Here is a 19,826-nt window from a genome sequence, read left to right as displayed (position 1 = left end):
GTTGGGCGAAGAGTGCATCGGCCCCATGGCTGCGACAACCCCCAATCGGCCCCCAATCGGCCCCCAAGCAGGCCCCGGCCCGGCTCCCGCCTTGGCTGCCGTCTCAGCCGAACGGTGTCGGCGGGAAATCCCCGATGGGAACCACATGGCTGCGCAGGGGCTGGCCGGGGTGCCATTGGTGCAGGGCCAGGGCCGGCGGTTCCCGGGTCCAGCGGGCCGGTGCGTCCGGATCCGGCTGGAAAGCCATCTGGAAGGCGGAGGACGGGCAGCAGAACCCCACGCTGCCGGCGAAACTCTGGGCGATGGCCCGGTGCACATGCCCGGTCAGCACCCCGACGACGGCGCCGTGGCGGCGCAGCAGCGCCTCCAGCCTGTCACCGTTGGCACAGCCGATGGCGTCCATGAAGCCGATGCCCGTGGGAAAGGGCGGGTGGTGCAGGGCCACCAGGGTCGGCCGGTCGTCCTCGGCCAGTCGCGCGGCGATCCAGTCCAGCCGCGCCGGGCACAGCGTCCCCTCGACCCGGCCGGGGATGGTGCTGTCCAGTGCCAGCAGGCGCAGCGGCCCCAGATCCAGCGCCTGATGCAGGAATTCGCCCGCCGCCGGAACCGCCGCGGGAAAAGCGGCCGGAAAGGCGGTGCGCAGGCCGGCGCGGTCGTCATGGTTGCCGGGGATCAGCCGCAGCGGCAGGGACAGGCCGGCCAGGATCTCCGCCGCCGCCTCGTACTCGCCCGGCTTCGGCCCGTTGATCAGGTCGCCGGTCAGCAGCACCAGATCCGGGCGCGGGTCCAGCCGGTTGAGGAAGGCCACGGCGCGGGCCAGGGCGGTGTTGGTGTCGATGGCTCCCAGGGCCAGCGTGCCCTTGGCGGTGACATGGCAATCGGTGAGCTGTGCGATCAACATCGGCGTGTCCTCCCCTGCGTCCGCTGCGACCGGCGTCCTGCTGGTGCCTGCCGCCGGATCTTGATATGCCCCGTGCGTGATACCAGCGTGAAGGCGGGCTGGCCCAGTCGGCCGATCGCGCTACATGGTGGCCGGCAGCAACAGCAGGGGGCAAGGACGTTGGACGGGAGCGCGGGCAGGCGGCGGGTGGCGCTGGTGACGGGAGGCGCCAGGCGCATGGGGCGCCGGATCGTCGAGCGGCTGGCCGAGGAAGGCTGGACCGTGGCGGTGCATTACCACAGCTCCGCCACGGAGGCGGACGCCGTGGTGGCACGCATCACCGCAGCCGGCGGCCAGGCGGTTGCACTGGGCGCCGATCTCGGCGACCCGCGGCAGGCCGAGGGGCTGGCCCATGCCGCGGCGGACCGTCTGGGGCCGCTGGACCTGCTGGTCAACAATGCCAGCCAGTTCGAGTTCGATTCGCTGGAGACGCTGGAGCCGGGCCTGTGGTCGCGGCTGATGGCGGCCAACCTGCAGGGGCCGGTGTTCCTGGCCAAGGGCTTCGCCGCGCGCTGCGAGGCGGGGGCCGATCCGGTCATCGTCAACATCCTCGACCAGAAGATCGTCAATCTGAACCCGGATTTCTTCAGCTACACCGCCACCAAGATGGCGCTGCACGGGGCGACGCAACTGCTGGCTTCGGCCCTGGCCGGGCGGGTGCGGGTGCATGGGCTGGCGCCGGGCCTGTCGCTGCCCTCTGCCGACCAGACGCCGGAGGAATTCGAGAAGGCACACCGCATGGCCCCGCTGGGGCGCGGCTCTACGCCCGACGACATCGCCAACGCCGTCCTGTTCATCGCCGCCGTGCCGGGCTATGCCAGTGATCTGCTGGTGGTCGATGGCGGGCAGCATCTGCAGCCGCTGTCCCGCGATGTGATGTATGTGGTGCGAGAGGAGTCCTGATGCCCGCCCGCCTTCCCGATGAGCATCGTCTGCGCCTGATCGCGGCGCTGGGCGAGGCCCGTGTCATTTTCCTGCGCAATTTCGCCCTGCCGACCTCCATCGGCATTCATGCTTTCGAGAAGGCGGCCCCCCAGCGCCTGCTGGTCAATATCGAGCTGTTCCTGCGCCCGCAGCGGCTGGAGCGGGACGAGATCGACGATGTGCTGGATTATGACGTTCTGCGGCGGCAGATCGCCGATCTGGCCGGCAGCCGCCATTGGAACCTGCAGGAAACGCTGCTCGACCGCATCGCCGCCCTCTGCCTGGATCCGCCCATGGTCCTGGGCGTGCGCGTCAGCACGGAAAAGCCGGACGTCTATCCCGATTGCGAAGCCGTCGGGCTGGAGGTCAGCCGGTTCAAGCCGCTGGAATAGGGGGCGGGGTAGGCATGACCATGACGGGACTTCGGGTCCGTGCCGCGCTGGCGGCCCTGCTGCTTCTGTTCTCGGGGACCGTGGCGCAGGCTGCGGACAGGCTGGTCTTCGCCACCGACTGGCGGGCCCAGGCGGAACAGGGCGGATTCTACCAGGCCGTGGCCAAGGGCATCTATGCCCGGCACGGGCTGGAGGTGGATTTGCGCCAGGGCGGCGTCGGCATGGACCCGCAGCAATTGCTGGCTGCCGGCGCCATCGACGGGGCCATGGGCTCCAGCGGCTTCTTCACCCTCAATCTGGTGGAGGCGGGGGCCGATGTGGTCACCGTGGCGGCGCTGTTCCAGAAGGATCCCTGGATGCTGATGACGCATCCGCGTGCCGACATCACCAGCCTGGAGCAGATGCGGGGCAAGCCGATCATGATCGGCGACCCCTCCGTCAACACCATCTGGCGCTGGCTGAAGTCCCGCTACGGTTTCCAGGACAGCCAGATCCGCAAATACACCTTCAACATCGCCCCCTTCCTGGTGGACCAGGGCGCCATCCAGCAGGGCTATGTCACGTCGGAGCCGTTCACGGCCGGCAAGGCCGGGGTCACACCGCAGGTCTATCTGCTGGCGGACCATGGCTATCTCAGCTACGCCGCCACCATCATGCTGCGGCGCGATCTGGTGGAGAAGAGACCGGATCTGGTCCAGGCCTTCGTCGATGCCAGCATCGAGGGCTGGATCAGCTATCTGCATGACGATCCCGGCCCGGCCAACGCCCTGATCAAGACGGCGAACCCGGACATGGACGATGAGACCATCGCCTATGCCCGGCAGAAGATGATCGCGTACGGCATCGTCGAGAGCGGGGATGCCGTCCGCCTGGGTGTCGGCGCCATGACCGCGGACCGCTGGCAGGCCTTCACCGACGAGATGAAGGCACTGGGCATCTATAGAAGCGATCTCGACTGGCGGCGCGGGGTGGATCTGCGCTTCGTCAACAAGGGGGGCCGCAACTGACACCGTCACCGGACCCGCTGCTGACGCTGGAACGGGTGGGATTGCGCTATTCTGCCGGGAACGGCCGCGGCGCCGACGCAGAGGCCGGCACCGCGGCGCTGGCCGGCATCGATCTGCGCGTGGCCCGCGGCGAATTCCTCAGCCTGCTGGGGCCGTCCGGCTGCGGCAAGAGCACCCTGCTGCGGCTGGTGGCCGGGCTGTTGGCTCCCACCAGCGGGCGCCTGTCCTGGGCGGCGGCGCCGGCACCCGGCGGCATCGGCTTCGTCTTCCAGGAGCCGACGCTGATGCCCTGGGCGCGGGTGGCGGAGAATGTGCGGCTGCCGCTGGATCTGGCCGGCGTGCCGCGGGCAGAGGCTGCGGCGCGGGCCGCCGCCTTGCTGGAGCAGGTGGGGCTGGCCGATTTCGCCCGCGCCTATCCGCGCGAACTGTCGGGCGGCATGCGCATGCGCGCCGCCCTGGCCCGCGCCCTGGTGACCGGCCCGCAGGTGCTGCTGCTGGACGAGCCGTTTGCGGCGCTGGACGAGATCACCCGTTTCCGCCTCAACGATGATCTGCTGGACCTGTGGCGGCAGACGGGCTTCACCGCCCTGTTCGTCACCCACAGCGTCTTCGAGTCCGTCTATCTCTCCAGCCGCATCGCCGTGCTTGGTCCGCGGCCGGGCCGGATGGTGGCCGAGCGGGTGGTGGATCTGCCCTGGCCGCGGACCGCCGCCCTGCGCACCAGCCCGTCCTTCAACGCCGTGGTGCGCGAGGTCTCGGGCCTGCTGGCCTCCGCCATGGGCGAGGGGGAGCGGACAGCATGAGCCGGGGCGATGGGCGCGATGGGAACGGACCCGATGAGAACGGGCGCAAGGGCCGCGGTCTCCGCATCCTGCTGCCGCTGCTGCTGGCCGTGCTGGTGCTGGGCTCCTGGGAGGGGCTGGTGCGTTGGCGCCAGATCCCGGTGTTCGTGCTGCCGCCGCCATCACTGATCCTGCGCGCCTTGGTCGGCGATGCCGGCACCCTGGGCGCCAGCCTGTGGCTGACCCTGACCATCACGCTTCAGGCCTTCGCCCTGGCCGTCGTCTCCGGCGTGGCGCTGGCCGTGCTGTTCAGCCAGAGCCGCAGCCTGGCCGCTGCGCTCTACCCCTATGCCGTGATCCTGCAGGTCACGCCCGTGGTGGCTATTGCGCCGCTGGTCATCATCTGGGTCGGCTACGAGCGGGTTGACCTGGCCCTGCTGATCCTGGCCTGGATCGTGGCCTTCTTCCCCATCCTGTCGAACACCAGCCTGGGCCTCAGCGCCGTCGACCCCAATCTGCGCGACCTGTTCCGGCTCTATGGCGCCAGCCGCCGGCAGATGCTGCTGCGGCTGCAACTTCCCTCGGCGCTGCCCTACCTGCTGGCGGGGATGAAGGTGTCGGCCGGATTGGCGCTGATCGGCGCCGTGGTGGCGGAGTTCGTGGCCGGCAGCGGCACGGCGTCGGGGCTGGCCTGGCGCATCGTGGAGTCCGGCAACCGGCTGAACATCCCGCGGATGTTCGCCGCCCTGGCCCTGCTGGCGGGCCTGGGCGTGCTTCTGTTCGCGATGCTGTCCTGGCTGCAGGCACGCCTGCTGAACCGCTGGCATGAAAGCGGCCTGGATCGGTAGAGCCGTATCCAGCCGGCCGCTGCGGTCCTACTGGTCGTAGCTGACCAGAGTCGTCACCGGCACGTCGAGATTCTTGCGGCCGTCGAGAAAGCCGAGTTCGACGATGAAGGCGGCGGCGCGCACATCGGCGCCGACGCTGCGCAGCAGGTGGATGGCGGCCGCCATGGTGCCGCCGGTGGCCAGCAGATCGTCCAGCACCACCACCCGCTGACCCGGCGTGATGGCATCGGCCTGGATCTCCACCGTGTCGGTGCCGTACTCCAGATCATAGGTGTGGCGGATGACCGCGCCGGGCAGCTTGCCCTTTTTGCGCACCATGATGAAGCCCACGCCCAGCGCCAGGGCCAGCGGCGCCGCCGTCAGGAAGCCGCGGGATTCGATGCCGACCAGCAGGTCCGGCTTGTGCGGGCGCACGGCTTCGGCCAGTTGGTCCACCGTGGCCCGCCAGGCCGCGGCATGGGCCAGCAGGGTGGAGATGTCGTAGAACTGGATGCCCGGCTTCGGGAAGTCGGGGATGCTGCGGATATGCTGGCGGATGTCCATGAAGTCGGTTCCCGAAGGGGCAGGAAGCCGGCCCTCGGGCCGGCGGAAAGTCCGGCCCGCTGTTGACCGTGCCGGAGCGCTCATGTCAAGTGGGCGCCGCGGGCAGCGTAACACGGAAAGGGGAGCGGGGTGGTAGAGCGGGGCAGTCTCAGCACGGCATGGGCCGGGCAGCAATGGGTGCTGTCCGCGGCGGGCCGCTGGGACCTGGGCGCCGTCCAGGGGCTGGAGCCGCAGCTGCGCCGCGTCGATCCGGGCCGGGCCGCGGCCAGCATCTGCCTGGACCTGTCGGGCATGACGGCGCTGGATACCGCCGGGGCGCTGCTGATCGACCGGCTGATCGCGCGCCTGCGCGGGCAGGGACATTCGGTCGCGGTGGTCGGGGCCCGCGATGATCTCTGCACCCTGCTGAAGGAGGTGCGGCGGGCGGTGGCCGCCGCCGTCTCGGCACCGCAGCCGGTGGAACCGGTGCGGCCTTTCCGTGACCTGCTGGAGCGTGTCGGCCACGCCACGGTGACGGCCGGGCGCGAGGGGCTGGCCCTGCTGGGGTTCCTTGGCCTGGTGACAGTGACGGCGCTGCGGCTGCTGCGCCGGCCCGGCCGTTTCCGCGCCCGTCCCTTCGCCTTCCATCTGGAGCAGGTGGGGCTCAACGCCCTGGGCATCGTCGGCCTGCTGTCCTTCCTGATCGGCGTCGTCCTGGCCTATCAGGGGGCCGACCAGCTGCGCCGCTTCGGCGCCGACATCTTCGTGGTCAATCTGCTGGGAATCGGTGTGCTGCGGGAGATCGGCATCCTGATGACGGCCATCATCGTGGCCGGCCGCTCAGGCTCCGCCTTCACGGCCCAGATCGGCACCATGAAGGTCAACCAGGAGATCGACGCCATGCGCACCCTGGGCCTGGACCCGGTGGAGCTGCTGGTGCTGCCGCGCATGCTGGCGCTGCTGGTGGCCCTGCCGCTGTTGGGCGTCTATGCCGACATCGTGGCGCTGGCGGGCGGCGCCGTCATGGCCTACGGCTATCTCGACATCACCTTCGGCCAGTTCCTGCGCCAGTTGCAGATGGCAGTCGGCGCCGGCACCCTGTTCGTCGGACTGGTCAAGGCGCCGGTCTTTGCGGTGGTGATCTCCCTGGTCGGCTGCTACGAGGGGATGCGGGTCACCGGCAGCGCCGAAAGCGTGGGCCTGCTGACCACACGCTCGGTCGTCATTTCCATCTTCCTGGTGATCGTGCTCGATGCCTTCTTCTCCATCCTCTTCTCCTATCTCGGCGTCTGATGGTGCCGGACCCGGCCCGCAGGAGCCGGTGATCCGGGTCCGCGGGCTGCACACGCGCTTCGGCGCGCAGGTGGTGCATGCCGGCGTCGATCTTGATGTGCGCAAGGGGGAGGTGCTGGGGCTGGTCGGCGGGTCCGGCGCCGGCAAATCGGTTCTGCTGCGCGAGATCGTCGGGCTGATGCAGCCCAGCGCCGGCCGGATCGAGGTGCTGGGCCAGGATACCAGCCGCCTCAGCGAGGAGGAACGCGTGCGCCTCCAGGCCCGCTGGGGCATGCTGTTCCAGGATGGCGCCCTGTTCAGCTCGCTGACGGTGCTGGAGAATATCCAGGTGCCGCTGAAGGAGCATACGAGCCTGCCTGATGATCTCATCGCCGAGATCGCCCGGGTCAAGATCGCCATGGTCGGGCTGCCTCCCGATTCCGCCGGCAAATATCCGGCCCAGCTGTCGGGGGGCATGCGCAAACGCGCCGGGCTGGCCCGTGCCCTTGCCCTGGACCCCGAAATCCTGTTCCTGGACGAACCCACGGCGGGGCTGGACCCCATCGGCGCCGCCGCCTTCGACCAGTTGATCGGCAGTCTTCAGAAAAGCCTGGGCCTGACGGTTTTCATGGTGACCCACGACCTGGACAGCCTGTATGCAATCTGTGACCGTATTGCCGTGCTGATCGATAAGCGTTTGATCGTGGGAACCATCCGGACATTGCTGGAAGAAAGCCATCCCTGGATCCGGGATTATTTCCACGGGCCGCGTGGCCGGGCTGCGCAGGCGGCAGGCCGCGCGGCGGAGAGGTGAGGGAATGGAGACGCGGGCCAGTTACACTCTCGTCGGGGCCTTCGTTCTGGCCCTGGTGGCCGCGTTGGCCGTGTTCACGGTCTATCTGGCCAAGGTCCAGTTCGATCAGGCCATGCAGCCCTATTTCATCTACACCACCGGCAGTGTGACCGGCTTGGTGGAGGGCAGCCCCGTCCGCTATCGCGGCGTCGCCGTCGGCACCGTGTCCGATATCCGCATCGACCCGCAGAATGTGGAGCGCATCCGCATCACCATCGAGGTGCCGGAGGAAACGCCGGTCAAGGCCGATGCCGTAGCCAGCCTGGAACCCATGGGTGTCACCGGCGGCGTCTATGTGGAGATCACGGGCGGCTCGCAAGCGGCGCCGCTGCTGCGCGACCAGGCCGATGGCACGCCGGAGATCCCGTCGCGTCAGAGCGCCTTGTCCTCGGTGCTGGAAAGAACCCCGGACATGCTGGTGCGCGTCATCGACGCGGCCCAGCGTGTCAGTCAGCTTCTCAACGAGCAGAACCAGGAATCCATTCAGACGCTGCTGGCCAACATGGCTCAGGCCAGTGTCGGCGCCAACGATACCATCCGCAACGCCAACCTGCTGGTGGTGGATCTGCGCGGCCAGGTCAACCAGCTCAGCGGGCAGGCCAATACGCTGCTGAAGACGGCCAACAGCACCCTGAACAAGGTCGGCAACGACGCCGGGACCATCTCGGGCGACCTGGCCCAGACCACGCGGGAGCTGAACCGCCTGACGCAGTCGCTGACCCGGACCTCCAACGAACTGGAGGGGCTGATCGCCGAGAACCGGGAGCCGATCCGCGATTTCACCAGCACCGGCCTCTACGATTTCGGCCAGCTTCTGGTGCATCTGCAGGACCTGACGGCCAATCTGGCCCGTGTCACCAACAAGCTTGAGCGTGATCCGTCGGAACTGCTGTTCGGCGGCAAGAGCGGGGTTGATGTGAAATGAGTGCGCAGCCGTTCCGCCGTCCCCTGCCTCGCCGTGCCTTGCTGTCGGCCGCCGCGCTGCTGCCCCTCGGCGCGTGCAGCGCGGCCCGTCTGCTGGACCCCGGGGCGCCCCCCCGTCTTTATACCCTCAGCCCGGCGCGGGAATTCGCCGCCGGGCTGCCGCGGGTCGACTGGCAACTGGTGGTGGAAACGCCGCTGGCCAACACTGGCATCGACACCGGCCGCATCGCCCTGGGCGAAACCCCGGCCCGCCTGACCTATTATGCCGACTGCGCCTGGGTCGATACGGCACCGGAGATGGTGCAGCTGTTGCTGGTTGAATCGCTGGAGAACAGCAACCGCATCGTCGCTGTGGGGGTGGAGGCCAGCGGTCTGCGCTCCGATTTCGTGCTGAAGTCCGATCTGCGCGACTTCCAGGCGGAATATAATGGTGGCAGTCCCGACAGCAGCGCGCCGGAGGCGCATGTCCGGCTCAATGCCAAGCTGGTGCGCATGCCCCGGCGGAACATCGTGGCCAGTGATACGTTCGAGGCGCGGGTGGCAGCCAAGTCGGCATCCTTCGACCATGTCATCGCCGCTTTCGATCAGGCGCTGGATATGGTGCTGCGGCGCACGGTCGAATGGACCCTGCGCCAGGGGGCGGCCAATGCGGCCCAGGCACCGCTGCCGACCGCCAGCCGTTAGGCACACCGTTCCCCGTGATATCGGACCCGTCATGACCGTTTCCCGACGCTGTCGCCGCCTGCTGCCGGGCATGGCCGCCCTTTTGTCCCTGTGGACCCTGTCCACCGCGGCGCAGCCGCCGGCTGTTGCCGAGATGCTGGTCGGCACCGGTGGCGTCACCGGCCTCTATTACCCGGTCGGCGGCGCCATCTGCCACCTGCTCAACGGCCTGCAGGACAAGGGGCGCCCGCCCTGCCATGTGGTGCCCAGCGACGGGTCTCTGGCCAACATTGCCGCCCTGCGGGCCGGCAGCATCGACTATGCCCTGGTGCAGAACGACTGGCAGCGTCTGGCCCTGGCCGGGGAAGGGCGCCTGTCCGCGGCCGGTCCGTTCGCCGATCTGCGGGCGGTGATGAGCCTGCATGCCGAAAGCGTGACCATCCTGGCCCGACCCGATGCCGAGATCGCCGGGTTGGCCGACCTCAAGGGCAAGCGCGTCAATGCCGGCCCGCCCGGTTCGGCCCTGCGCCTTCTGGCCGAGGCCGTGCTGGCGCCGCTGGGCAAACTTCCCGCTGCCGATCTGGCCGGCCTGCCGCCGGACGAAGCGCTGTCCGCCCTGTGTGACGGGCAGGTCGATGCGGTGGTCCTGGCCGTCGGGCATCCCAATGGCGCGGTCCAGTCGGCGGTGACGACCTGTGCCGCCGTGCCGGTCGGACTTACGGCCGAGGAGCGGACGCGCATCCTGGCAGACAGCCCCGATCTCGTGGCCACCCGCATTCCGGCTGGAACCTATCCCGGCGTGACGGAGGAGGTGCAGACGGTGGGGCTGGTGGCGACCTTGGTGACCCGTGCCGATGTGCCCGACAATGCGGTGCAGACCGTGGTGTCGGCGCTGCTGGCCCGCTTCGATGCGTTCCAGGGGGAGCACCCGGCTCTGGCCGGGCTGAAGCGGGCGGACCTGCCGGGTCTCGGGCGTGCGGCGCCGCTGCATCCGGGCGCGGAGCAGGCCTATCGGGCGGCCGGGCTGCTGCCCTGAGGAGGCCGCCTGCTGCCCTGGCGGCTGGAATCGCACGGGCAGCCCGTACTTCATAGGGGGTATGTTAACAGGGTTGCATTCCCGGCGCCTAAAACCATAACTATTTTGTGGTTTCCCCGGCAGCGGACCTGGGAGCGGCGCAGGACGATGCCATGACCGATTTCGACAGTGTGGAACAGGAGGAACTCGCGGCCCTGGCCGAGGCGGCGCGCGAGGTCAAACTGTGCATGCGCGTCCTCACCAAGACTGGCGACACCGTGCTGACGGAGTTGTTCCGCGGGATCGGGCCGGGGTCCCGTGGTGTCGAGGACTGGCAGCACTATCCCGCCGACGACGTCTATGACGCCGAATTCCACGCCCAATACTATTATCATGCTCATCCGGTCACGGAGCGGGTGGAGGACGAGGCTGGGCATTTCCACACCTTCCTGCGGCCGCTGGGCATGCCGGACGGGGTTGCGCCGCTGCCTCTGCCCGATCTGGCGCCCGACCCCGATGGCAACGGGGCACTGTCCCATCTGGTCGGCATCTCGGTTGATCGATTCGGTCAGCCGATCCGTCTGTTCACCACGAACCGCTGGGTGACGGGTGAAACCTGGTATGGGGCGTCGGATGTGGTGCGGATGCTGGACGGGTTCGTCATCGATCATGCGCGTCCGTCCTGGCCGCTCAATCGCTGGTTGACAGCCCTGGTGCGCTTGTACCGTCCTGCGGTCGTGGACTTGCTGCACCGCCGCGATGCCACCGTGGCCCGCTGGCAATCCGCGAATCCCGGGATCAATGTGTTCGAGGACCGCCGGCTCGAGGTGACCTCGGAAATGCAGATCAGTCTTGATGAATATATCGGCCATGTTGAACAGGCCATGCGGCGACTGCGCCGTCGTCTGCGTGCGCAGCAGGCTTTTGCCTGATCCGGAGTGGTGGTGCAGGTAACGCGGCATTTTTCACTGTCGCAAACGGGGGCGGCCTCGACTAAAATCCGGCCAAGCGGCGACGTGGGGCCTGGTGCCAGTCCGGTCCGCCAAACGGGGAGCGAGCGTCCAGCCATGACCGACACCTTGACCCAACAGGATGTGCAGCGGCTGTTGCGGGACCCGTCGCCGGTGACCCGCGCCGAACTGGCCGGAAAGGTCGCGTCCCAGTTCGGGACCGAGGGCCTGAGTGAAAGCGAGCGCGGGCTGGCGGAGGATATCGTCCGCCTGATGGCCCGCGACGTCGCCTCGCGCGTGCGGGCGGCGCTGGCCGACAGCCTCAAGGCCAATCCGGCGGTGCCGCGCGATGTAGCGCTGATCCTGGCCCGCGACGTGGAGGAGGTGTCGCTCCCCTTCATCGAGGTGTCGTCGGTGCTGACCGACGCCGATCTGGTGGAGATCGTCCGCAACGGTTCGCTGCACAAGCAGGTGGCCGTGGCCAAGCGGCCGGACGTGTCGGAGACCGTGGCCGATGCCATCGCCGACCATGCGGAGGAGCAGGCGGTGGCCACCCTGATGGCCAATGCCGCGGCCGCCATCCCGGAACAGGCCATGGGACGGGCGCTGGAGCGCTTCCCCGGCAGCGCGGCCGTGGCCGAACCGCTGGTCGAGCGGGCGCGGCTGCCGGTGACCGTGGCCGAACGTCTGGTGACCCTGGTATCGGAACATCTGCGTCAGCGGCTGGTGGCCCGGCATGAGCTGCCGGCCGATCTGGCCGCCGACATCGTGCTGCAGACGCGGGAGCGGGCCACCTATGGCCTGGTCGGCGGCGCCGGCGAGAGCGAGCTGGAACGGCTGGTCCACCAGTTGAAGGAGGGGCGCCGCCTGACCCCGTCGCTGCTGGTGCGGGCCTTGTGCCTGGGGGATCTGCCCTTCTTCGAGGTGGCGCTGGCCCATCTGGCCGACATTCCGGTGGTCAATGCCCGGCTGCTGATCCATGACGCCGGCAAGCTCGGGCTGAAGTCGCTGTTCGAGCGGGCCAGCCTGCCGTCGCAGCTCTATCCGGCCATGCGCATCGCCCTGGACGTGGCGCGGGAGACGGAGCTGGATGGGGGCGAGCGCGACCTGGAGCGCCATCGCCGCCGCAGCATCGAGCGTATCCTGACCCAGTTCGAGGAACTGGCGACCGACGATATCGATTATCTCCTGCGCAAGCTCAGCGATCTGTCGCCGGCAACCTGATCCGGGCCAGCCCCTGATCCACACCGGACCGTCGCCACCGGAACCGGGAGTGGTCTGGAACCTCGGATGCCGGCCCATGTTACCCCACCGCCTTTGCACCGCCTGTGCATGGAGGGGAGAGGGGACATGGTGGACGACACCCGGGCGGGCCGCGATGCCTTCCGCCGGACGGACGAGATCGAGACTGATATCCTGGACATCCGGTCCCGGCTGAACAGCACGCTGTCGGAAATCGAGCGGCGGTTGCAGCCGGACCAGTTGGCCGGCACCGCCCTGGGGCTGGTCCGCAGTCTGGCCGAGGGGCGGCCCCATCCCATCGGCGATGCCATCCGCCGTAACCCCGTGCCGGCCGTGATTGCCGGCATCGGACTGGCCTGGCTGGCGGTGGAGGTGCTGCGCGGTGAGCAGCAGCCGCCGCCGCTGTTACCCGGCACGCCCGACGGGCGCCGGCTGACGGATCGTCCGACCGATGGCAACCCTGCGGCAACCCCGCCGGCCATCACCCTGCTGCACGATCTGATCGGCGTGGCCCGCCAGGGCACCAAGGCGTTGCGTCAGGCCGGGATGGCCCTGCCGGATGGGCCGGTGCGCATGGCCCTGCGCCGCGCGGCCGAGGAGCGTGGACGCACCGCCGCCCTGCTGCAGGACGAGGTGCTGGCCCTGGGCTGGCCCTCCGTCCATGGTGACGCGCCCAACGGCGACCTGCTGCCGGCCTGGCAGCAGGTCGAGGCGCTGGTCCCTGGCGGCAATGCGACCGCCCTGCTGGAGGCCATCGCCGTGGCGGAGTCGCAAACGCTGTTCCGCTTCCGCACGGCCCTGAAGCGGGATCTTCCCGACGATCTCCGCATCATCCTGGGGGGCCGCTTCCATGAGGTCGAGCAGACGCGGGCGCGTCTGCTGGCCTTGCATGACGCCGTGCAGTAGGGGCAGGCAGATGTCCAACACCACGCTGCAGGACGACCATTCCGACCGCGGCCGGCACGCGCATCGGCCGGGTGAGATTCCCCGCCGCGGCTGGCTCGACATCCTCAAGCGGGCCTGGAGCGAATCCTCCAGCGACAATATCAGCATCGTTGCCGCCGGCGTGGCCTTCCTCAGCCTGCTGTCACTGTTCCCGGCCCTGTCGGCCACCATTTCCCTCTACGGTCTGGTGGCCGACCCGCAGGACATCACCCGGCATGTGGAATCGATCTCCGCCGTGCTGCCGCCCCAGGGCCGCGACCTGCTGCTGCAGCAGCTCCAGGGGCTGGCCGCGCGCGGCAATGACAGCGCGCTCGGTTTCGGCCTCGCCGTCAGCATCCTCCTGGCGCTGTGGAGCACGTCGAGTGGTGTCAAATCGATGATGACGGCCCTCAACATCGCCTATGACGAACAGGAGCGGCGCAGTTTCCTGCGTTTCACCCTGACCGGCCTGGGCCTGACCCTGGGCTTCATTCTCATGCTGTTCATCGCCGTCGCCATCGTGGTGGTGGTGCCGGTGATCCTCGGCATCCTCGGCCTCGACCAGCTGTTCGCCTGGCTGGCCCGTATCCTGCGCTGGCCGGTGCTGGGTGCAGCCATCATCCTGGCCCTGGCCGTCCTCTACCGCTTCGGGCCCAGCCGGGCGCAGCCGCGCTGGCGCTGGATCACGCCGGGCGCGCTGGTGGCCACGGTGTTGTGGGTGGCGGGCTCCATCGCCTTTTCCCTCTATGTCTCGAACTTTGCCGACTACAACGCCACCTATGGCTCGCTGGGGGCCGGCATCATCCTGCTGCTCTGGCTCTATCTCGGCGCCTATGTGGTGCTGCTCGGGGCGGAGCTGAACGCCGAGATGGAACACCAGACCATGGCCGACACCACCACCGGGCCGGAGCAGCCCATGGGCAGGCGCGATGCCCATGTGGCCGACACGCTGGGTGAAAGCCGCTAGGTCGGCCCACCGGTTCATGTGCCCCGATCAGGTGCCGCGGCGCTTGGCCCGGGCTGTCGGCTCCGCCACCAGCGGATCGTCGGGCCAGTAATGGCGGGGGTAGCGCCCGGCCAGGTCCTTCTTCACCTCGCGGTAGCCGCTGGCCCAGAAGCTGACCAGATCGCGCGTCACCTGCACCGGCCGGTGGGCCGGCGACAGCAGATGCAGCAGCACCGGCACCCGCCCGCCCAGCACCGTGGGCGTCTGTGCCTGTCCGAACATCTCCTGCAGCCGCACCGCCAGCACCGGCTCGTCGCTGGCATAGTCGATGGGAATGCGGGAGCCGGTGGGCACGGTCAGATGCGTCGGCGCCAGCCGGTCCAGCTCCTGCTGCCTGGACCAGTCCAGCAGTCCCGTCAGGGCGGCATGCAGATCGACGCGCTCCAGATGACTGCGTCGGGTCACCCCGGTCAGATAGGGGGCCAGCCAGTCCTCCAGCGTCGACAGCAGCCCGGCATCGCTGACATCGGGCCAACGCTCGTCATGCCGGCGCAGGAAGCCCACGCGCAGGCGCCATGCCTCCAGCGCCGGGGTCCAGGGCAGGCAGCGCAGGCCCATCTCGCGGATGCCGGCCAGCAGGGCCGGCAAGACCAGCTCGACCGGTGGGTTGGGCAGCGGCCGGTCCTCCAGTACCAGGGCAGCCAGCCGCCGCTGCCGCCGGGCCAGGACCAATCCCTCGCGCCCGTCCCACTGCACGCTGTCGCGGCCCTGGATCTGGTCGGCGAAATCCTCCTCCAGCTCGGCCAGGGTCAGGGGGGCGGCCAGGAAGATGCGGGCGCTGCCGCCCTGGCCGTCCAGGTCGGCCACGGCCAGGAATTCGGCGGTGGCCAGCGGGTCCACCGGGTCCAGGCTGGCCCCCTTGCCGTTGGACAGGCGAAACTGCCCGGCCTGTCCCGGCCGACGCTGGCCGATACGGTCGGGATAGGCCAGGGCCAGCAGCGCGCCGGCATCCTCGTGATCCCCGTTGCCTGGAGGCGCTTTCAGCTGGCGTTCCAGCTGCCGCGCGGCTTCGCGCACCTGATGCAGGGCGCCGCGGTCCACGCCCCGTTCGCCGCCCCGGTCCTGCAGCAGTTCCAGGCGCGTGCGCAGGTCGGCATCGCGTCCCGGTCCGCGCAGCAGGTCGCGCTCGCCCAGCAGGGCGGCGATGCGGCAGGCCAGCCGGGCCTTGCCGCGGGCGGCGCCGACCAGCACCAGATGGGCCAGCCGGGGATGCAGCCCCAGCCCGGCCATGCGCCGCCCGTGCGGGGTGATGCGCCCGGCCGCGTCCAGCGCCCCCAGTTCCGTCAGCAGTGCCCGGGCCTGGGCCAGCGCCGCGTCCGGTGGCGGATCGAGCCAGGGCAGCTCCGCCGCGTCGGTCACGCCCCAATTGGCCAGTTCCAGCGCCAGCGGCGCCAGATCGGCGCGCAGGATCTCCGCCGGGGTGAAGGGCTGCAAGGCCCGGTCGGCGGCCTCGCTCCACAGCCGGATGCAGACGCCGGGCTCCAGCCGGCCGGCACGGCCGCGACGCTGGTCGGCGGAGGCGCGGGACACCCGCACCGTCTCCAGCCGGCCCATGCCGCTGCGCGGGTCGAACCGGGCCAGACGCGACTGGCCGGCATCGATGACGACGCGGATGCCGTCGATGGTCAGGCTGGTCTCGGCGATGCTGGTGGCCAGCACCACCTTGCGCTGGCCGGGCGGAGCCGGGCGGATGGCGGCGTCCTGTGCCTCCAGTGCCAGATCGCCATAGAGCGGCGTCACCAGCACATGCGCCGGCAGCGCGGCCTCGGCCAGGGTGCGTTCCACCCGGCGGATCTCGCCGCCACCGGGCAGGAACACCAGCAGGCTGCCCGCCTCCTCGCCCAGGGCGCGGCGGATGGTGCGGGCGGTCCACTCCTCCAGCCGCTCGCCGGCCGGCGGCTCGGCCCAGCGGGTCTCCACCGGGTAGCTGCGCCCTTCGGAGGTGAGGATGGGCGCGTCGCCCAGCAGGGCGGCCACCGGCTCCCCGTCCAGGGTGGCGGACATCACCAGCAGGCGCAGATCCTCACGCAGCAGGGTCTGACTCTGGCGGCAGAAGGCCAGCGACAGGTCGGCGTCCAGCGAGCGCTCGTGGAACTCGTCAAATAGAACCGCGGCCACGCCTTCCAGCGCCGGATCGGCCTGAAGCTGGCGCAGGAAGATGCCTTCGGTCACCACCTCGATGCGGGTGCGGGCGGAGACGCGGCTGTCCAGCCGCACCCGGTACCCGACGGTGCCGCCGACCTCCTCGCCCAGCATCTGCGCCATGCGCCGGGCCGCACCGCGGGCGGCCAGCCGGCGCGGTTCCAGCATGATGATGCGCCCATCCCCGACCCAGGGCTGATCCAGCAGGGCCAGCGGCACGCGGGTGGTCTTGCCGGCACCGGGCGGCGCCTGCAGCACCGCGTTGGGACTGGCGGACAGGGCCGCCAGCAGCGGCGGCAGCACGGACTCGATGGGCAGCAGCGGAAGCATGCCGCCCTATACCCCAGCCGCCGGCGGGGCGCCAGGGGGCCGCCATCGATCCGGCCCCGGTCAGTCGGCGGGAAGCTGTTCCAGGCAGCGGCGCAGGATATCGGGACGATAGGGCTTGCTGAGAAAGCCATAAGGGCGGGCCGCCGCCATCCGTTCCCGCACCTGCGGTCCGTCGATGGCGGTCATGATCAGGCTGGGAATGCCGAAGCGGCTGCGGATGGCACAGGCGGCCTCGATCCCGTCGCCGGGACCGCGCAGCATGACATCCATCAGCACCAGATCGGGGCGGTGCTGCTCCGCCGCGGCGACGGCCTCCTCGGCGGAGGCGCAGACGGCACAGACCTCATGGCCGAACGCCGTCACCATCATCTGCAGCCCCATGGCGATGATGGCTTCGTCTTCACAGATGATGAGGCGGAGTGGGGGAGCGGACACGGTCATTGTCGATTGCGCCAGGGCGCTCCTGCCATGCTGGGGGGCCTGCCGGGTCCCGTGCGGGGTCCTACTGGACCCGGCTTTGCAGGTCCGCATAGGGACGCTGGGCCGGCTTTGCCGGCGGCGGCGGGCACCGGTTCCACAGCCGGGGCGGGGCGGTTTTCCGCAGGGTGCGCACAACGACACTGTGCCCGATGGGGGATCCCCGTGTTAACACGAATTTCGATATAAATGTGGGCTAGGCCGTCCGGCTGAGCCGGGGTCGTGGCGCCGGCCTGCGCGAATTGGCTTAATTTCCGCCCCGGGGCTGACTAGTATGGCTGGGAACTCCACGACTTTCCGGTAGTTTTCTCGACATGTCCGCACTCAAGACCGTCATGGTGCCGATCAACAAGGCCGGCTATCCCTTCATCGCCGCCTTTGCCGTCGTCACGCTGCTGCTGTTCACCCTTTCGCAGGCGCTGGGCTGGATCGGACTGATCCTGACGGCATGGTGCGTCTATTTCTTCCGCGACCCCGACCGGGTGACGCCGACCAAGCCTGGTCTGGTGGTCAGTCCGGCCGATGGCACCGTCATCATGATCACCAAGGCGGCACCGCCGCCCGAACTGGGCATGGGAGAGGTGCGGCTGACCCGCATCAGCGTGTTCCTCAACGTCTTCGACGTGCATGTGAACCGCGCCCCGGCCGAGGGCACCATCCGGGACCTGGCCTATCACAAGGGCACCTTCGTCAATGCCGCCCTGGACAAGGCCAGCGACGACAACGAGCGCATGTCCATCCGCATGACCCTGCCGGACGGGCGGGAGATGGTGTTCGTGCAGATCGCCGGGCTGGTGGCCCGCCGCATCCTCTGGTGGGTGGCGCCGGGCCAGATCCTGCGCGCCGGTGAGCGCTATGGCCTGATCCGCTTCGGCAGCCGTTGCGACGTCTATCTGCCCGACGATGTGGCGCCGCTGGTCTGCGTCGGTCAGAAGATGGTGGCCGGTGAAACGGTCCTGGCCGATCTCAACGGCAGCGAGGCGCAGCGCCAGGGGGAGGTCCGCTGATGGTGCGCTCCACAGGCGTCTTCCGGCCCCGTCCCCGGCGGGACCGTCCGCGGCGCCTCGGCGGACTGACCCTGAACAAGCTGCTGCCCAACATGCTGACCATGCTGGCGCTTGCCTCCGGCATGACGGCCATGCGCTTCGGTATGGAGGGCAATTGGAAATCGGCGGTGCTGTCCATCGCCGTGGCAGCCGTGTTCGATGCGCTCGACGGGCGCATCGCCCGCATGCTGAATGCCCAGAGCAAGTTCGGGGAGGAACTGGACAGCCTGTCCGACGTGGTCAGCTTCGGGGTGGCCCCCGGCATGATCCTGTTCATGTGGACCCTGAACGGCGCCGGTACCTTCGGCTGGATTGCGGCCGTTCTGCTCGGGATCTGCGCTGCGCTGCGTCTGGCCCGATTCAACACCATGATCGGGCTGGCGGCGGACAAGCCGGCCTGGGCCTACAATTATTTCACCGGGGTCCCGGCGCCGGCCGGGGCCGGCATCGCGTTGCTGCCGCTGATCGCCACGCTGGAGATCGGGCCGGGCTGGGTCGATTCGCCGTGGCTGGTGGCACCCTGGGCCGTGGCCATCGCAGCCCTGATGATCAGCGCCATTCCCACCTTCTCGCTGAAGGGCCTGCGCATTCCCCAGCATTACGTGGTGTTTCTGCTGCTGGGCGTCGGTGTCCTGGCGGCAGCGCTGGTCAGTGCCCCCTGGGCGACCCTGACCATCCTGGGAATCGGTTATCTCTGCACCTTGCCGTTCAGCCTCCGGCGCTACCGTCGCCTGACGGAGGAGGCGGCCCGGATAAAGTCGGCAGAACCGGAAACCGCGCCCGTGGGGGCGGTGGATGCAGGGGCGGAGACTGTGCCCGGCGGACCGGGCACCTCCGCTTGATCCCGGCACCGCGAAAGCGGGCCGGATCATTGAAGCCAGTGGGATGAGGCAAAGCCTCATCCCACTGGCATTTACTCAGCGACCTTGTTTTCCATCAGGGCGGCGCCAACCAGCTCATGGCGGTGCTCTTCCAGATAGGTCAGGGCCGCCTTGTAGGTGGCCAGGCTCAGCCCATCGACAAACTTCTCGCCGGCATTGCCCGGGCGGTCGGCCGAGCGCTCCAGGGTCTCCACGGCGCGCTGCAGATGGTCGATGCGGTCGCCTAGGATGCGGTCCAGATGCCGCGGCGGCAGCATATGGCCGAAGAACAGCATGAACATCAGGTCGGAGCGCAGCTTGTCCTGGGCGGGCTGCCGCGTCAGAGCCTGGTACAGCACATGCCGGCCGGCCGGCGTGATGCGATAGACCTTCTTGTCGGGACGGGAGTCGCCGCCCTGCGGCAACATGATGATGTGGCCGTCTTCCAGCAGCTTCTTCAGCGCGGGATAGATGGACCCGAAACCGGCATCGCTGAAATGGCTCAGAGGGCCATCCTCAAACTCCTTGCGGATTTCGTAACCGGAGGCGTCATCACGACTGAGGACGCCGAGGCAGAGTGTTTTTACGTCGATCATCATAAAACCTGCATAACTGACGAATCAGACCATACGACCTTACTCTGTATAGTCAAGATATGTATCGAACCATAAGCCGCAAAGCGACGCAGTCAACGGCATTCCGCTGTT

General features: G+C 69.0%; 21 protein-coding genes. 16 read left to right on the top strand and 5 right to left on the bottom strand.

The features are described from left to right. Positions 1-103: 103 nt before the first annotated feature. Positions 104-901 (bottom strand): phosphodiesterase, encoded by a 798-nt coding sequence (locus tag DK368_RS01330; RefSeq protein ID WP_114391744.1) that lies wholly within the window; start codon positions 899-901, stop codon positions 104-106. Between DK368_RS01330 and DK368_RS01325 the strand changes: the two genes are divergently transcribed. Genes DK368_RS01325 through DK368_RS01305 form a run of 5 tightly spaced genes read left to right on the top strand, consistent with a single transcriptional unit; the run spans position 872 to position 4,893 of the window. Continuing rightward, positions 872-1,843 (top strand): SDR family oxidoreductase, encoded by a 972-nt coding sequence (locus DK368_RS01325; RefSeq protein WP_114392072.1) that lies wholly within the window; start codon positions 872-874, stop codon positions 1,841-1,843. The two genes, DK368_RS01330 and DK368_RS01325, sit on opposite strands and share 30 nt — an antisense overlap. After that, on the top strand, positions 1,843-2,256 hold the full coding sequence (locus tag DK368_RS01320; protein WP_114391743.1) for a dihydroneopterin aldolase: 414 nt from the start codon (positions 1,843-1,845) through the stop codon (positions 2,254-2,256). Before DK368_RS01325 ends, DK368_RS01320 begins: the two co-directional genes overlap by 1 nt. A 20-nt stretch (positions 2,257-2,276) precedes the next feature. Beyond that, positions 2,277-3,263, top strand: coding sequence for an ABC transporter substrate-binding protein (locus tag DK368_RS01315; RefSeq protein ID WP_114392071.1), 987 nt, complete (start codon positions 2,277-2,279; stop codon positions 3,261-3,263). 35 nt (positions 3,264-3,298) lie between these two features. Further along, complete coding sequence (locus DK368_RS01310; RefSeq protein ID WP_338045686.1) at positions 3,299-4,066, top strand: ABC transporter ATP-binding protein; 768 nt, start codon at positions 3,299-3,301, stop codon at positions 4,064-4,066. Then, positions 4,063-4,893, top strand: a complete 831-nt coding sequence (locus tag DK368_RS01305; protein WP_114391741.1) for an ABC transporter permease — start codon at positions 4,063-4,065, stop codon at positions 4,891-4,893. Before DK368_RS01310 ends, DK368_RS01305 begins: the two co-directional genes overlap by 4 nt. Before the next feature lie 27 nt (positions 4,894-4,920). On the opposite strand, the gene DK368_RS01300 is transcribed toward DK368_RS01305, so the two are convergent. Continuing rightward, a complete protein-coding gene (locus DK368_RS01300; RefSeq protein WP_114391740.1) occupies positions 4,921-5,436 on the bottom strand; it encodes an adenine phosphoribosyltransferase in 516 nt (171 codons plus the stop codon). Positions 5,437-5,565: 129 nt separating this feature from the next. On the opposite strand from DK368_RS01300, the gene DK368_RS01295 reads away from it, so the two are divergent. From DK368_RS01295 to DK368_RS01255, 9 genes are all read left to right on the top strand, one after another. Next, the gene (locus DK368_RS01295) at positions 5,566-6,708 is read left to right on the top strand and encodes an ABC transporter permease (RefSeq protein ID WP_114391739.1); all 1,143 of its coding nucleotides are present in this window, start codon (positions 5,566-5,568) and stop codon (positions 6,706-6,708) included. Beyond that, a complete protein-coding gene (locus tag DK368_RS01290; protein ID WP_114391738.1) occupies positions 6,668-7,501 on the top strand; it encodes an ABC transporter ATP-binding protein in 834 nt (277 codons plus the stop codon). Before DK368_RS01295 ends, DK368_RS01290 begins: the two co-directional genes overlap by 41 nt. Before the next feature lie 4 nt (positions 7,502-7,505). After that, positions 7,506-8,465, top strand: a complete 960-nt coding sequence (locus DK368_RS01285; protein ID WP_114391737.1) for an MlaD family protein — start codon at positions 7,506-7,508, stop codon at positions 8,463-8,465. Continuing rightward, positions 8,462-9,148 carry an ABC-type transport auxiliary lipoprotein family protein gene (locus DK368_RS01280; protein ID WP_114391736.1) on the top strand — a complete coding sequence of 229 codons (687 nt, stop codon included), beginning with the start codon at positions 8,462-8,464 and terminating at the stop codon, positions 9,146-9,148. The genes DK368_RS01285 and DK368_RS01280 overlap by 4 nt, the downstream gene beginning before the upstream one ends. Before the next feature lie 31 nt (positions 9,149-9,179). Continuing rightward, positions 9,180-10,163 carry a TAXI family TRAP transporter solute-binding subunit gene (locus DK368_RS01275; protein ID WP_162305815.1) on the top strand — a complete coding sequence of 328 codons (984 nt, stop codon included), beginning with the start codon at positions 9,180-9,182 and terminating at the stop codon, positions 10,161-10,163. A gap of 152 nt (positions 10,164-10,315) precedes the next feature. Next, complete coding sequence (locus tag DK368_RS01270; protein WP_114391734.1) at positions 10,316-11,074, top strand: DUF6969 family protein; 759 nt, start codon at positions 10,316-10,318, stop codon at positions 11,072-11,074. 135 nt (positions 11,075-11,209) lie between these two features. Next, a complete protein-coding gene (gene spbR / locus DK368_RS01265; protein ID WP_114391733.1) occupies positions 11,210-12,316 on the top strand; it encodes a SpbR family protein in 1,107 nt (368 codons plus the stop codon). Between the two features lie 126 nt (positions 12,317-12,442). Next, the gene (locus DK368_RS01260) at positions 12,443-13,240 is read left to right on the top strand and encodes a DUF2383 domain-containing protein (protein WP_162305814.1); all 798 of its coding nucleotides are present in this window, start codon (positions 12,443-12,445) and stop codon (positions 13,238-13,240) included. 10 nt (positions 13,241-13,250) lie between these two features. Next, entirely contained in the window at positions 13,251-14,225 is a 975-nt protein-coding gene (locus DK368_RS01255) for a YihY/virulence factor BrkB family protein (protein ID WP_114391731.1), read from the top strand. Between the two features lie 27 nt (positions 14,226-14,252). On the opposite strand, the gene hrpB is transcribed toward DK368_RS01255, so the two are convergent. Continuing rightward, positions 14,253-16,736 (bottom strand): ATP-dependent helicase HrpB, encoded by a 2,484-nt coding sequence (hrpB, locus tag DK368_RS01250; RefSeq protein ID WP_114391730.1) that lies wholly within the window; start codon positions 16,734-16,736, stop codon positions 14,253-14,255. A gap of 60 nt (positions 16,737-16,796) precedes the next feature. Next, positions 16,797-17,177, bottom strand: a complete 381-nt coding sequence (locus DK368_RS01245) for a response regulator (protein WP_162305813.1) — start codon at positions 17,175-17,177, stop codon at positions 16,797-16,799. A 350-nt stretch (positions 17,178-17,527) separates the two neighbouring features. Between DK368_RS01245 and DK368_RS01240 the strand changes: the two genes are divergently transcribed. Both DK368_RS01240 and pssA read left to right on the top strand, forming a co-directional pair. Next, positions 17,528-18,220, top strand: coding sequence for a phosphatidylserine decarboxylase (locus tag DK368_RS01240; protein ID WP_114391728.1), 693 nt, complete (start codon positions 17,528-17,530; stop codon positions 18,218-18,220). Continuing rightward, positions 18,220-19,101, top strand: coding sequence for a CDP-diacylglycerol--serine O-phosphatidyltransferase (gene pssA / locus DK368_RS01235; RefSeq protein WP_114391727.1), 882 nt, complete (start codon positions 18,220-18,222; stop codon positions 19,099-19,101). The genes DK368_RS01240 and pssA overlap by 1 nt, the downstream gene beginning before the upstream one ends. 71 nt (positions 19,102-19,172) lie before the next feature. Here the strand turns inward: pssA and DK368_RS01230 are convergent, their stop codons facing one another. Next, the gene (locus DK368_RS01230; protein WP_114391726.1) at positions 19,173-19,715 is read right to left on the bottom strand and encodes a PadR family transcriptional regulator; all 543 of its coding nucleotides are present in this window, start codon (positions 19,713-19,715) and stop codon (positions 19,173-19,175) included. Positions 19,716-19,826 lie beyond the last annotated feature (111 nt).

This window comes from Oleisolibacter albus (assembly GCF_003336875.1).
GTDB classification, from domain to species: domain Bacteria; phylum Pseudomonadota; class Alphaproteobacteria; order Azospirillales; family Azospirillaceae; genus Niveispirillum; species Niveispirillum album.
This window is presented reverse-complemented; position numbering and strand designations above follow the sequence as displayed.

Bases quoted from the DNA above. Each gene is read 5' to 3' on its own strand.
- DK368_RS01325 (WP_114392072.1), top strand. From the start codon at position 872: ATGGCAATCGGTGAGCTGTGCGATCAACATCGGCGTGTCCTCCCCTGC.
- DK368_RS01330 (WP_114391744.1), bottom strand. From the start codon at position 901: ATGTTGATCGCACAGCTCACCGATTGCCATGTCACCGCCAAGGGCACG.
- DK368_RS01320 (WP_114391743.1), top strand. From the start codon at position 1,843: ATGCCCGCCCGCCTTCCCGATGAGCATCGTCTGCGCCTGATCGCGGCG.
- DK368_RS01315 (WP_114392071.1), top strand. From the start codon at position 2,277: ATGACGGGACTTCGGGTCCGTGCCGCGCTGGCGGCCCTGCTGCTTCTG.
- DK368_RS01305 (WP_114391741.1), top strand. From the start codon at position 4,063: ATGAGCCGGGGCGATGGGCGCGATGGGAACGGACCCGATGAGAACGGG.
- DK368_RS01300 (WP_114391740.1), bottom strand. From the start codon at position 5,436: ATGGACATCCGCCAGCATATCCGCAGCATCCCCGACTTCCCGAAGCCG.
- DK368_RS01290 (WP_114391738.1), top strand. From the start codon at position 6,668: ATGCCTTCTTCTCCATCCTCTTCTCCTATCTCGGCGTCTGATGGTGCC.
- DK368_RS01285 (WP_114391737.1), top strand. From the start codon at position 7,506: ATGGAGACGCGGGCCAGTTACACTCTCGTCGGGGCCTTCGTTCTGGCC.
- DK368_RS01280 (WP_114391736.1), top strand. From the start codon at position 8,462: ATGAGTGCGCAGCCGTTCCGCCGTCCCCTGCCTCGCCGTGCCTTGCTG.
- DK368_RS01275 (WP_162305815.1), top strand. From the start codon at position 9,180: ATGACCGTTTCCCGACGCTGTCGCCGCCTGCTGCCGGGCATGGCCGCC.
- DK368_RS01270 (WP_114391734.1), top strand. From the start codon at position 10,316: ATGACCGATTTCGACAGTGTGGAACAGGAGGAACTCGCGGCCCTGGCC.
- spbR (WP_114391733.1), top strand. From the start codon at position 11,210: ATGACCGACACCTTGACCCAACAGGATGTGCAGCGGCTGTTGCGGGAC.
- DK368_RS01260 (WP_162305814.1), top strand. From the start codon at position 12,443: ATGGTGGACGACACCCGGGCGGGCCGCGATGCCTTCCGCCGGACGGAC.
- DK368_RS01255 (WP_114391731.1), top strand. From the start codon at position 13,251: ATGTCCAACACCACGCTGCAGGACGACCATTCCGACCGCGGCCGGCAC.
- hrpB (WP_114391730.1), bottom strand. From the start codon at position 16,736: ATGCTTCCGCTGCTGCCCATCGAGTCCGTGCTGCCGCCGCTGCTGGCG.
- DK368_RS01245 (WP_162305813.1), bottom strand. From the start codon at position 17,177: ATGACCGTGTCCGCTCCCCCACTCCGCCTCATCATCTGTGAAGACGAA.
- DK368_RS01240 (WP_114391728.1), top strand. From the start codon at position 17,528: ATGTCCGCACTCAAGACCGTCATGGTGCCGATCAACAAGGCCGGCTAT.
- pssA (WP_114391727.1), top strand. From the start codon at position 18,220: ATGGTGCGCTCCACAGGCGTCTTCCGGCCCCGTCCCCGGCGGGACCGT.
- DK368_RS01230 (WP_114391726.1), bottom strand. From the start codon at position 19,715: ATGATCGACGTAAAAACACTCTGCCTCGGCGTCCTCAGTCGTGATGAC.